The 13,607-nt window shown below is 44.8% G+C and carries 9 protein-coding genes; 8 read left to right on the top strand and 1 reads right to left on the bottom strand.

Features of this window, described 5'->3' with window-relative positions:
* Positions 1-165: 165 nt before the first annotated feature.
* The 6 genes from pruA (at position 166) to ABWT76_RS20315 (ending at position 11,175) form a co-directional block, all read left to right on the top strand.
* A complete protein-coding gene (gene pruA / locus ABWT76_RS20285; RefSeq protein WP_054465227.1) occupies positions 166-3,150 on the top strand; it encodes an L-glutamate gamma-semialdehyde dehydrogenase in 2,985 nt (994 codons plus the stop codon).
* A 315-nt stretch (positions 3,151-3,465) separates the two neighbouring features.
* Entirely contained in the window at positions 3,466-7,413 is a 3,948-nt protein-coding gene (locus ABWT76_RS20290; protein WP_054465226.1) for a CHASE domain-containing protein, read from the top strand.
* A 167-nt stretch (positions 7,414-7,580) separates the two neighbouring features.
* Positions 7,581-8,462: a bifunctional methylenetetrahydrofolate dehydrogenase/methenyltetrahydrofolate cyclohydrolase FolD gene (gene folD / locus ABWT76_RS20295; protein ID WP_054465225.1), complete on the top strand. Its 882-nt coding sequence runs from the start codon at positions 7,581-7,583 to the stop codon at positions 8,460-8,462.
* A 210-nt stretch (positions 8,463-8,672) separates the two neighbouring features.
* On the top strand, positions 8,673-9,602 hold the full coding sequence (crtE, locus tag ABWT76_RS20305; RefSeq protein ID WP_190877315.1) for a geranylgeranyl diphosphate synthase CrtE: 930 nt from the start codon (positions 8,673-8,675) through the stop codon (positions 9,600-9,602).
* A 128-nt stretch (positions 9,603-9,730) separates the two neighbouring features.
* Positions 9,731-10,180: a divergent PAP2 family protein gene (locus ABWT76_RS20310; protein WP_054465224.1), complete on the top strand. Its 450-nt coding sequence runs from the start codon at positions 9,731-9,733 to the stop codon at positions 10,178-10,180.
* Between the two features lie 263 nt (positions 10,181-10,443).
* Positions 10,444-11,175: a pyridoxine 5'-phosphate synthase gene (locus ABWT76_RS20315; RefSeq protein WP_054465223.1), complete on the top strand. Its 732-nt coding sequence runs from the start codon at positions 10,444-10,446 to the stop codon at positions 11,173-11,175.
* Here the strand turns inward: ABWT76_RS20315 and ABWT76_RS20320 are convergent.
* Complete coding sequence (locus tag ABWT76_RS20320) at positions 11,172-11,372, bottom strand: hypothetical protein (protein ID WP_156331573.1); 201 nt, start codon at positions 11,370-11,372, stop codon at positions 11,172-11,174. The two genes, ABWT76_RS20315 and ABWT76_RS20320, sit on opposite strands and share 4 nt — an antisense overlap.
* Positions 11,373-11,526: 154 nt before the next feature.
* On the opposite strand from ABWT76_RS20320, the gene ABWT76_RS20325 reads away from it, so the two are divergent.
* Together ABWT76_RS20325 and ABWT76_RS20330 are read left to right on the top strand one after the other, a co-directional pair.
* A complete protein-coding gene (locus ABWT76_RS20325; RefSeq protein ID WP_054465222.1) occupies positions 11,527-11,853 on the top strand; it encodes an MgPME-cyclase complex family protein in 327 nt (108 codons plus the stop codon).
* 203 nt (positions 11,854-12,056) lie between these two features.
* Positions 12,057-13,559, top strand: a complete 1,503-nt coding sequence (locus ABWT76_RS20330; protein ID WP_354634868.1) for a Fic family protein — start codon at positions 12,057-12,059, stop codon at positions 13,557-13,559.
* Positions 13,560-13,607: the final 48 nt, after the last annotated feature.

Below are 13,607 nucleotides of genomic sequence, written 5' to 3' on the forward strand. Positions count from 1 at the left end.
GTGACCCTCTGTGCCTCTGTGGTGATAAAGAAATAAAGAATCCCTACCACAGAGTCACAGAGGGTCACAGAGGAAGTACAATTAATTCAGGAATCAAGTCAGGAATAATTTAGGCCATCGCCGGTTTCTTGTCTAATGTTGTCCCATATCTTCTAGTGGATACTTATGGTTTTAGCACTCTCGAAAAATCACACGACCTACGAAACGAAAACTCAAGCAATTGCCAAAGAACTTTTGGCCGCAACTCAAGAAAAACGCTCGTTTTTGGCTCAGTTACAAGACCAAATGCGCTGGGATGATAAGTTACTGGACTGGACAATGAGCAACCCTGGGCTACGGGTACAACTCTTTCGCTTTATTGACTGCCTCCCAGCATTACGCAGTCAGCCAGAAATTGCCCGTCACCTCCAAGAATATCTCACCACAGAAGAAGTGGAATTGCCCGATGCTCTGAAAAAGCTACTGAGTTTTACTGGGACAGACTCTCCCGCAGGTAAAATCGCTGCAACTACGGTCGCGACGGCAGTCAAAACCTTAGCCCAAAAATATATTTCTGGGGAAAATATCAAGCAATCGATTAAAACCATTGAACGTCTGCGGAAAGATAAGATGGCGTTTACGATGGATTTGCTCGGTGAGGCGGTGATTACTGAGTCCGAAGCTCAATTATATTTAAATCGCTATTTGGAATTGATGGATGAGCTTACCACCGTAGCCCAAAAGTGGTCAAAGGTGCCAGAAATTGATGAGGCAGACGGGCAACCGTTGCCGAAAGTCCAAGTGTCGGTGAAACTGACGGCTTTTTATTCCCAGTTTGACCCGGTAGACCCCCAAGGCAGTACGGTGATGGTGAGCGATCGCATTCATACTCTGTTACGTTATGCCAAAAAAGTAGGGGCAGCAGTTCACTTTGACATGGAACAGTATGAATATAAGGATATTACTCTGTCGATTCTGAAAAAACTGCTCCTAGAGGAAGAGTATCGCGATCGCACGGATATCGGCGTCACCTTGCAAGCCTATTTGCGGGATAGCTACCAGGATTTGCAAGATTTAATCGAGTGGGCGAAACAACGGGGCAACCCGATTACAGTGCGCTTGGTGAAAGGGGCATACTGGGATCAGGAAACGATTAAATCCCAGCAACACCATTGGCCGCAACCCGTTTTTAATGATAAAGCCGCCACCGATGCCAACTTTGAGCGCATGACCGAGTTGTTGATGGAAAATCACCAATATTTATATGCCGCCATTGGTAGCCATAATGTGCGATCGCAAGCCCATGCAATGGCGATCGCCGAAACCCTGAATATTCCGCGCCGACGCTTTGAAATGCAAGTCCTCTACGGCATGGGGGACAAACTGGCCAAAGCCTTAGTCCAACGAGGCTATCGGGTGCGGATGTACTGCCCTTATGGGGACTTGCTGCCAGGAATGGCCTATTTAATTCGGCGGTTATTGGAAAATACCGCCAATAGTTCTTTCCTCCGCCAAAGCCAAGAAGACCGACCGATAGAACAATTATTAGCAGCCCCCAAGGTTTCCGAAGCCCAAGCCAAAGCGGAATATCACGCTAAACAAGCATTTCCCAATGCGGCAGATACGGACTATGCGAATATCCAACTGCGGCAAAAAGCCGAACAAGCCTTAAAAACCGTCCGGCAACAACTGGGTAAGACCTATTCACCGTTGATTAATGGGGAATATGTGAATACTCTGGAAACTGTTGATTCCGTCAACCCTTCCCACTACAGCGAAGTAATTGGCAAAATCGGCATGATTTCCATTGAACAAGCGGAAAATGCCATTCGCGCTGCTAAAGCTGCCTTTCCCGCATGGCGCCAGACTCCCGTCCGGGTAAGGGCTGGGGTGTTGCGGAAAGCTGCGGAAATTATGGAACAACGCCGCCATGAGTTAGTGGCTTGGATGGTATTGGAAGCGGGCAAAACTTTACGGCAAGCAGACCCAGAAGTTTCTGAGGCGATCGACTTTTGCCGCTACTATGCGGACGAAATGGAACGGCTGGCAGCCGGTTATAACTATGATATTCCTGGGGAAACTAACCGCTATCATTATCAACCTCGTGGCATTTCCGTGGTGATTTCTCCCTGGAATTTCCCCCTGGCAATTCCTGTAGGCATGACCGTGGCTTCTTTGGTGGCGGGAAATTGTACCCTATTAAAACCGGCAGCGGTCACCAGTGTGATTGCGGCCAAAATTACGGAAATCTTGGTAGAAGCGGGCATTCCGGCTGGGGTGTTCCAATTTGTGCCGGGGAAAGGTTCCACGGTGGGGACTTATATGGTGAAACATCCGCAAGTCCATACGATTATCTTTACGGGTTCCCAGGAAGTAGGCAGCCAAATTTATGGGTCAGCGGCCATTTTGGAACCGGGGCAAAAGCACCTGAAACGGGTGATTGCGGAAATGGGCGGCAAAAATGCGGTGATTGTGGATGAAAGCGCCGATTTGGATCAAGCGGTTGCCGGGGTGGTGGCCTCAGCTTTTGGTTACAGCGGACAAAAATGTTCCGCTTGTTCGCGGGCGATCGTGCTGGAACCTGTGTATGATGCCTTTGTGCATCGCTTGGTGGAAGCGACGCGATCGCTGAATATTGGGCCTGGGGAAGTTCCCAGTACCCAAGTCGGGCCGGTGATTGATGCCAATGCCCAAGCCCGCATTCGCGAATATATCGAACAAGGCAAACGGGAAGCCACTTTAGCGTTGGAAATGCCCAGCCCAGAAAACGGCTATTTTGTCGGCCCGGTGATTTTCACTGACGTGAAACCTGATGCGGTCATTGCCCAAGAAGAAATCTTCGGCCCAGTGTTAGCGGTCATGCGGGCAAAAGATTTCTCCGAAGCCTTAGATATGGCGAATGGGACAAATTACGCTTTAACTGGGGGGCTATATTCCCGGACTCCTTCCCATATCGACCGGGCAAAAGCCGAGTTTGAAGTGGGAAACTTGTATATTAATCGGGGAATTACCGGGGCGATCGTCTCTCGTCAACCCTTTGGTGGCTTTAAGTTGTCCGGGGTAGGATCCAAAGCCGGTGGCCCAGATTACTTGCTGCAATTCCTAGAAGCGCGCAGCATCACGGAAAATATTCAACGTCAAGGGTTTGCCCCCATTGAAGGAGTGGAATAGAACTTCCTCGTTTGTTGAAAAGTTGTTCGTTGTTTGTTATTCGTTATTTGTTGTTCGTTATTCGGTTGACATCCCCAAAAATAACCAATAACCAATAATTAATACCGAATTAAATCCCATCCGCTAACTGTAACCTCAAGTAGGATGGGCATTGCCCATCCTACTTCTAAACTTATTTTTTATTGGTTATTGGTTATTGGTAAGGCAAAACATAACAAACAACCAACAACCAAAACCCCCCCAACCCCCCCTTAGACCGCCATCGGGCTAGGGGGGAGCAACAACCAAGAACCAACAACCAACAATAAATAACAAATGAAGTGGATTATTCAGATTAAATCTACCAAAAGATATCTGCCGATCGCCATCACCATTGTCATGGGTTCGGTGTTCTCTGTGTTGGGTTTTTTGACGATCGGAAATTTAGAAAAAGCCACAAAGCAAGAGGAATTTGAACGATTAGCGAGTTTGCACACGATCGCGATCGAGCAGCAACTTAATCAAAGTCTAGATTTAATATTATCTCTTCAAAGTTTTTATCATGCATCGGATAATGTAAACAGACAGGAATTTCAGCGATTTGTGGAGCCGTTTATTGAGCGTTATCCCAGTATTCAATCCATCGAATGGATCCCGAAAGTTACCGCCCCACAAAGGCTGGCCTTTGAGCAAACAGCCAGGGCGGAGGGTTATGCTAAATTTGAAATCTGGGAACAAGTGGGACTGGGAGAAAAATTCCGGGCGGGCGATCGCCTGGAATATTACCCAGTGTATTATCTGCAACCTTACGCCAGAAATGAGGCTTCTTTCGGGTTTGATGTGGCTTCTGATCCGATTCGACAGACTGCTTTAAATCAAGCCAGAGATACGGGAAAAATGGTAGCAACTCCAGGGATTAAACTGCTTCAAGAAACTAGGGATAACCTGGGTTTTTTGATTTTTAAAGCTGTTTACGATCAAAATATTTTGCTCAATTCTTTAGAAAATCGCCGCAATGCATTAAAAGGATATGTCGCGGCAGTGTTTAGCGTTGGCAGGGCGATCGAAAATGCTTTAGCCAATTTTCCGGAAAAGTCTCAAATAATTGAGGTATATCTTTTAGATGAATCAACCAAAGAAACCCCACAATTTTTATATATTGATTTCAGCATAAATTCCGAAAATTATCAACAGGAAAAAAACATAATCAAACAGATTTCATCTAACCAAGTTAACGATAAATTTAAATTTAGCAAAGTGCTTCCCATCGCCGGAAGAACATGGCGACTGGTTTTAGTGGCGAAATCTGCGTATATTTTCAGTGAAAATTATTGGCTGGCATGGGGCATTTTGGCAACGGGTTTTCTATTTACTTGGTTGTTATCTTTGTATTTTTGGAATAATATTAAACGAACGGTAAAAATTGAAGATTTGGTTGAAGAAAGAACCCAAGAAATATCGCGCCGGAATCAAGAACTAAAAAAAGAAGTTGGCGATCGCATTTTAGCAGAAGAAACCTTACGGCACAGTGAAGCCATCATTCGCGAACTGTATCAATTCACCGCTGCAAAAGAAGGAACTATAGAGCAAAAATTAGAGGAATTATTGAAGATGGGCTGCGGTTGGTTTAATATGGAAATTGGCATTTTGGCTCGGATAAAACTGGCGAAAAGTAAACTAGATTACCAAGAGTATGAAGTAATCGCCGTACACGATCCCAATCGGCTAATTCACAGGGGAACTACTTTTGATTTAAATCATACTTATTGCAGAGAAACGATTAAAGCTTCCGAATCAGTTTATATTAAATCCAATGGCAATGATTGGTTTAGAAATCCTGCTTTTGCCGCTTCTTACCAAGTCCCCGTACAATCTTATTTCGGGGCGCAAGTAATCGTCGGGGGAAGTGTTTATGGCACTTTGAGTTTTTCCAGTACCCAAATAGATTCTAACCAAGTAGCTTGTACCGAAGTAGCTTGTACCCAAGGAGATTCTAACCAAGTAGCTTGTACCCAACTATCTTGTACCGAAGTATCTTGTACCGAAGTAGATTCTGCCCCAAATAATGACGGTGCTTCTGCATCGGTGAATCACGAACTGTTAAAATTAATGACCCAATGGGTTGGTACGGCACTAGAAAGCAAATTTGCCGCCGCAGAATTAGAAAAAGCCCGGGACAAAGCGTTGGAAGCAACTCGCGCTAAAAGTGAATTTTTGGCCACCATGAGCCATGAAATTAGAACTCCCATGAATGGGGTAATTGGCATGACCAGTTTATTGCTGGATACCCCTTTGAGTGAGCAACAAAAAGACTGGGTAGAAACCATTAGAATTAGCGGCGATTCTTTGTTAACAATTATTAATGATATTCTAGATTTTAGTAAAATAGAATCGGGTAAACTAGATTTAGAGTTTCATCCTTTTGATTTAAGAAATTGTATAGAAGATGCGCTCAAATTATTGAGTACATCAGCGATCAAAAAAGGACTAGAATTGACTTGTCATATAGATCCTAAATGTCCTTATTCAATTCTAGGAGAATCCACGCGGATTCGGCAAATTTTAGTCAACTTGATTGGCAATGGGATTAAGTTTACCGAGAAAGGGGAAATTTTAGTCAGTGTCACCAGCAAAAAATTAGAACGCCGACCAGATGAAACTGATAAAAACCAAGCCAGAAAATATGAAATCGAATTTTCGGTGAAAGATACCGGCATTGGCATTCCTCCAGATAAAATGGAACGGTTGTTTCAACCGTTTAGTCAAGTGGATGCTTCTACCACGCGCAAATATGGCGGTACTGGCTTAGGTTTAGTGATTTGTAAGCGCTTAAGTGAAATGATGGGGGGGACGATGTGGGTGCAAACCCAAATGGGGCAAGGATCGACTTTTTATTTTAAAATTGTGGCTGAGGAAAGTGAGGCGATCGCCCCAGCTTATCTGCAAGATGAACATCCCCAATTAGATGGGAAACGAGTGCTAATTGTGGATGATAATCCCACCAATCGTAAAGTTTTATCTTTGCAGATAGAATCTTGGAAAATGGAAGCATTCACGGTGATTTCCGGCATCCAGGCGATCGGCTGGTTAACCCAAGAACAACATTTTGATTTAGCCATTTTGGATATGCAAATGCCCGAAATGGATGGGTTAACTCTGGCCAAAAAAATTCGCCAATTACCCAATTACCAAAACTTACCGCTGATTATCTTAACCTCCCTAGCGATGTCAGAAATTGAGGATTTTAACGCGGAGGAGTTGAATTTAGCGGCTTTTTTGTACAAGCCAATTAAACAATCGCATCTTTATCATGTGCTGCTGAAAATTTTTGGCGCCCAACCACAAGTGGCGGTCGATCGCTTAATGGCACCACCGCTGATTGATACCACCCTGGGGCAAAAAAATCCGTTAAGAATTTTGTTAGCAGAAGATAACGTTGTTAACCAAAAAGTTGCCGTCAATCTTTTAGCCCGTCTGGGCTATCGGGCTGATGTGGTCGCCAATGGATTGGAAGTCTTGGAAGCCTTGCACCGTCAGCATTATGATGTGATTTTGATGGATATGCAAATGCCGGAAATGGATGGATTAGAAGCCACAGCGAAAATTTATCAAGATTGGAATCATTCACAAGTTCCATATATTATTGCATTGACCGCTAATGCGATGATAGAAGACCGTCAGAAGTGTTTTGATGTTGGGATGCACGACTATGTGAGCAAGCCAATTCGTCTAGAAGAACTCAGTCAAGCACTGCGAAAATGCTCACCGCAAAAGTCAGAAGAAACATCAGAAGAAACAACGGAGACGATCGCTTTATCAAAAGCATTGACTAAAACCATAGGAAAAAACCAAGCAATGAATGATAATTATGAAGTTAAGCGCAACTCTGCCCAAAGTTCTTTAGAGCAGCCCTTAGCTCTCGATCGCGCGGTTCTGCACGCTTTAGGCGATCCTAGCGATCCAGAGTCAGCCGAATTTATGATCGATTTGATTGATAGTTACTTAGAAGATGCGCCCTCGCTGCTGACGGAAATCTCTGCTGCCGTCACCGACAACGATCTAGACAGTCTAGAACATAATGCCCATACCCTAAAATCTATCTGTTTTAGTCTGGGAGCAATGCCTCTCGGTGACATTTGCAAGAAATTGGAATCCCAGGCTCGATCGGGAAAAGACAAAAGCCAACCTTTAACCCCTGAAGTCCCTGATATGGTCAGTAAGCTTTGGACTGAGTATGAACGGGTAAAGATAGCCTTAGCATCGGAACGACAGAACTATCTATGATAATTGCTCCTGAGGTAATTACTCCTGAGTGATTGCGATAACTCTGGCAGGATATGCGAAACTAATAAGGCAATTTTAGTCAGGCTGTGCTGAGTCGTGCCGGAGAGAAATGCTGCGGTCAAATGCCCAGGACAGCTTGCGAGGATTTCAACCCAGGTTGAATTGTGATGGACTCGAACACTGCCAAAATTTTAGACGGAAAAGCTCTCGCCCAAAAAATTCAGGGTGATTTGCGATCGCGCATTGACAGCCGCCCCCCAAATACCCGCCCCCCTGGTCTAGCGGTATTGATGGTGGGGGATAACCCCGCAAGTGCGGCTTATGTGAAAAATAAAGAAACAGCTTGTGCCAAGGTGGGAATAGCTTCGTTTGGGCGTCATTTTCCCGAAGATGTTTCTTTGGCTACACTCCAAGGAGCGATCGCGGAATTAAATCAAGACGATCGGGTAGACGGAATTTTGCTACAACTGCCGGTGCCCGGTCATCTCGACTCTGTAACCTTACTCAACCAAATCGATCCCGATAAAGATGTGGATGGATTACATCCCACCAATATGGGCCGCTTGATGCGCGGAGAACCGGGTTTACGCAGTTGCACTCCCGCTGGGGTGATGCGGATACTGCAAGAATATAATGTTGACCCCAAAGGCAAACAAGCGGTGGTGATTGGTCGCAGTATCCTGGTAGGCAAACCGATCGCCCTGATGCTTTTAGAAGCCAATGCCACTGTCACCATTGCCCATTCCAGAACCGCAGATTTAGGGGCTACGGCTCGCACGGCAGATATATTAGTGGTGGCGATCGGACGAGCGGAAATGATTACCGGAGACATGATCAAACCCGGTGCAGTGGTCATTGACGTAGGCATTAACCGCGTCACCAATGAAGCCGGAAAATCCCGTCTGACTGGGGATGTTCACTTTGAATCCGCCCAAGAAGTAGCCCAACTCATCACCCCCGTTCCCGGTGGTGTTGGCCCAATGACCGTAGCCATGCTGTTAGAAAATACCGTTTGGAGCTACAGTCAGCGAATGGGATTTAAGATTTAATTAGTTATTTGTTGTTAGTTGTTTGTTGTTTGTTGTTGGTTATTTGTTGGTTGTTATTAGTTGTTTGTTGTTTGTTATTGGTGGAAATGTCAGCCGAAAAACACAATTAACCAACAACAATCAACAATCAACAAACAACAACAAACAACCAACAACCAACCAACAACCAACAACCAACAACCAACAACCAACAACCAACAAAAAGAAAACATGATCGCAGAAACCGAAAAATTATCAACCAATTCGACTAATGTAGAATTTGATTTATCTGCCTATTTAAAAGAACGGCAAAAGCTAGTTGAAGCGGCTTTAGATGCTTCGATTAAAGTCGAATATCCCGAAAAAATTTATGAATCTATGCGCTATTCCCTCATGGCTGGGGGCAAGCGTTTACGACCTATTTTATGTTTAGCCAGTTGTGAACTGGTGGGGGGAACTATTGACATGGCCATGCCCACCGCTTGCGCCTTAGAAATGGTTCACACCATGTCCTTAATTCACGACGATTTACCGGCAATGGATAATGATGATTACCGCCGTGGCAAGCTGACCAATCATAAAGTTTATGGGGAAAATATTGCCATTTTAGCCGGAGATGGCTTGTTGACCTTAGCCTTTGAATTTGTCGCCAGTCAAACCCAAAATGTCCCAGCGGAACGAGTATTAAAGGTGATTACTCAGTTGGGGCGGGCTTTTGGCGCTGCTGGACTGGTGGGCGGTCAAGTGGTGGATATCGAGTCTGAGGGCAAACCAGATGTTTCTCTGGAAACCCTGCATTTTATTCACACCCATAAAACTGGGGCTTTATTAGAAGCTTGTGTGCTTTGTGGGGCGATTTTGGGCGGCGCTAGTGAAGAAACCTTGCAAAGACTTTCTCGTTATGCTCAAAATATTGGGTTGGCCTTTCAGATTATTGATGATATTCTCGATATCACTCAAACCCAAGAGCAATTAGGTAAAAGTGCCGGGAAAGACTTGGCAGCCCAAAAAGCAACTTATCCCAGTTTCTTGGGGCTAGAAGAGTCGGAACGGCAGGCTATTCAGCTAGTTGCCGAGGCAAAAGCCCAGTTAGCACCGTTTGGTCAGCAGGGGATGCCCTTATGCGCGATCGCGGACTTTATCACCAGTCGAACTTACTAGGCAATACAGACGGACGTAGCAGCACATTCCTGTGTCCGGTTATAGCTGGTTAGGACAGCGACAGGTTAACCTAAATGCTAGGCTATTCAAGGCTCCCTAATCGAAACTCACAAAAGGTGCAATACCCCATGAAGGAATTTGGCCATATCCTCGACAACCGGGTCTTGCTGGTTGCGGTGATTGCCTGTTTACTCGCCCAATTCTTAAAACTCTTTTTCGAGTTGGTGAAAAATCGCCAGCTTAATTTTCACTTACTGGTTGAATCTGGCGGGATGCCGAGTTCTCATTCAGCCCTAGTCACCGCCCTGGCAGCCGGTATCGGTCAAACCGTGGGTTGGTCAAGCACTGAGTTTGCCCTGGCGACCATTTTCGCGGTGATTGTCATGTACGACGCGGCTGGAGTTCGTCGGGCTGCTGGGGATCAGGCTCGTGTCCTGAACCAAATTATCGAGTTATTTGAAGATCATCAATTTACCGAAGACCGTCTTAAAGAAATTCTTGGCCATACACCTTTTCAAGTGTTGGTCGGTTCGATCTTAGGGGTAATCGTCGCCTGGGTTGGTTCATTCGCTTATTAAGCTTTTGCTGAAATATAGCACTTGTCAGAGTTGTGAAGTACAAAAAAAACCTGTCATTCCCGCGCAGGCGGGAATCCAGAAAACCTCTGTAATCCGCATTGCGAAGTACAAAAAAAACCTGTCATTCCCGCGCAGGCGGGAATCCAGAAAACCTCTGTAACCCGCATTGCTACCGCTATAACGGGTAGTTTATCTGATAAAAATTACTCAGCCCAGGCAACGCTTTTCCGTTAAAATCTAAGTAAAAATTTGCCTTCAAAACCATGTCCCAACAACCTACACTTGGCGTAAATATTGACCATATTGCTACCATTCGCCAAGCCAGACGCACCGTAGAACCTGACCCCGTAGCGGGCGCCGTGTTGGCGGAACTCGCAGGCGCTGATGGGATTACGGTGCATTTGCGGGAAGACCGCCGCCATATTCAAGACCGTGACGTGCGTTTGTTGCGGCAAACGGTGCGGACTCATTTGAATTTGGAAATGGCAGCTACCCCAGAAATGGTGCAAATTGCCCTCGACATTAAGCCAGACTATGTAACCCTGGTGCCGGAACGTCGAGAAGAAGTGACCACCGAAGGAGGACTCGATATCGCCGGTCAATGCGATCGCCTCACCGAGGTCGTGTCCCAATTACAAGGCGCAGGCATTCCCGTCAGCCTATTTATTGATGCCGATGACGCACAGATCGAAGCTTCCGCCAAGACTGGCGCCAAATTCATTGAACTGCACACTGGGGCTTATGCGGAAGCCAAAGGCGAAATCGCCCAGGCGAAGGAATTGGCAATTTTAACCCAAGGATGCCAAAAAGCTCGTCATATGGGTTTGCGCGTCAATGCCGGTCATGGTCTAACCTATTGGAATGTGCGCCCAATTGCTTGCATCGAAGGCATGGAAGAACTCAATATTGGACATACAATTATCTCTCGTGCTGTTCTGGTCGGCATGGAGCGAGCGGTCCGAGAAATGAAACAAGCCATCAGAGGCGAAGTTTAATTTGTTCTTTGTTGTTGGTTGTTGGTTGTTGGTTGTTGGTTGATTGTTGTTGGTTGATTGTTGATTGTTGTTGGTTGATTGTTGATTGTTGTTGGTTGTTGGTTGATTGTTGATTGTTGATTGTTGATTGTTTGTTGATTGTTGATTGTTGTTGGTTGATTGTTGTTTGTTGTTTGCCAACAACCACCAACTAACAACCATTAACCAAAGAATCCCTACCCACCAAGTAACAACTAACAACCACCAACTAACAACCAAAGAATCCCTACCGAACAACCACCAACCACCAACCACCAACCAACCACCAACAACTAACCCATATATTAATCGTCAATCAAATTGTCAAAAACTATGCAAACTTATCATTATGTCTTAGCGAGTCAACGTTTCTTATTAGAAGAAGAACCCTTTGAAGAAGTGCTCAAAGAACGCACTCGCCACTATCAAGAAACTAACAAAGAAATTGATTTTTGGTTAGTCAAACAACCGGCTTTTTTGGAAGCCCCAGAAATGAAGGATATTAAAGCAAAAGTGCCTCAGCCATCAGTGGCGGTGATTTCTACGAATCCCCAGTTTATTACTTGGTTGAAACTGCGTTTAGAATATGTGGTTGTGGGCAAATTTGATGCTCCTTCTGCTTCGATTCCTAATCCCTTAGCTTCTCTGGTTTCCGCTTAGAAAATTCGGGAAATCTTGACCGGCAATTGATATCATTTTTGCATCAGTCATTCCTAACGATGCCCCAAACCTCCCTGTTGTTGTCAGGGGGGTTATTCTTTGTTGGTTGTTGTTGGTTGTTGGGTAGGGATTCTTTGGTTGTTGGTTGTTGTTTGTTGGTTGAGGGGCGCAATGCTTGTGCCCCTATGCATAAATTTTGGTAAATGGTATTACAATATTGTCAGTATGTAACTGCAAACTTTATGCTGTGGAAACCCATCGAAGATTTATCATCCAATTGGCAAGATTTAGCCAGTGTTGAATTGCCACCTCTAGTCACGGTTTGGAACGAGCAAGCAGATCGCTTGCGGCAATCTGGAGAGTTTCAAACTTTCAGCGAAAAACTCCGACGGGAAATCGCGATTGAAACGGGAATTATTGAGCGATTGTACACCATAGATCGCGGCATCACTCGGTTATTAATCGAACAGGGAATTAATGAGGCATTAATTCCTCACGGAGCTACAGATATTCCAGTTAAACAGGTAGTTTCCCTGATTAAAGACCAAGAAGCTGCCATTGAGGGATTATTTGATTTTGTTGGGGGACAAAGAAATCTATCCACTTCTTATATCAAGCAGTTACATCAAGTTTTAACTCAGAGTCAGGACAGCACAGAAGCCTTAAATCAACAGGGAAAAATCTTTAAGGTTTCTTTAATTAAAGGCGACTGGAAACGTCAACCGAATAACCCCCTAAGACCTGATGGCACGATTCACGAGTATTGTCCTCCCGAACAAGTGGCATCGGAAATGGATCGATTGATAGCATTACATCATCAACATCGAGAACAAAAAGTTACTCCTGAAATTGAGGCGGCTTGGTTGCATCATCGGTTTACCCAAATTCACCCATTTCAAGATGGAAATGGTCGAGTAGCTCGTTGTTTAGCGAGTTTAGTATTCATTCAAGCGAGTTGGTTTCCTTTGGTGATAACCCGTGACGATCGCGCCGTTTATATTGCCGCTTTGGAAGATGCCGATCGCGGTGATTTGTCGAGTTTAATTAATCTTTTTGCCAAGAGTCAAAAGCAAGCATTTTTAAGAAGCCTTGGTTTATCAGAGCAAGTGCTATCAGAGACTAGAAGAGCCCAAGTCATTCTGGCGGCGATCGCGGATAAATTGCAACAAAATCAGTTAGCTTCGGTTCAGGAAAAATGTCAGAAATCAGAAAGTTTTGCTGCCATTTTATTTGATATCGCTTCTCAGCGCTTCCAGGAAATTGCTGATGACATTAAACTATCTGTCCAAAATTTATTAAGTGATGCGGCAGTTTTCACAATTGCTGCCCCCGTTGGCGATCGGCGATCTCATTACCATCGCTATCAAGTGGTGGAAACCGCTAAACAATTAGGATATTTTGCCAACCTGCGGAACTATCACACTTGGATTCAGTTGGTGATTAATATAGAAACATCCGTAACGGTTCTTCTTTCTTTTCATGTTCTCGGCCATGAATACCGTGGTTTACTTATCTGTAATGCCTGTGCTTATCATCGAGATAATGGTGAAGAAGGGGAACCTACTATTAGCGATCTTCAGCCTTTAACCGATTCACCTTTTCAATTTTCCTACGCTGATGAATCAGAAAATTTGATTCCCCGTTTCCAAAAGTGGCTAGAAGATGTCATTGTCACGGGTTTAGAGTATTGGAATAAGAGTATTTAAGCAAATTCCCGAATATATAGCAGTCCTAAATCAATCGTAATATTTTTG

The organism is Planktothricoides raciborskii GIHE-MW2 (assembly GCF_040564635.1).
Taxonomy (GTDB): domain Bacteria; phylum Cyanobacteriota; class Cyanobacteriia; order Cyanobacteriales; family Laspinemataceae; genus Planktothricoides; species Planktothricoides raciborskii.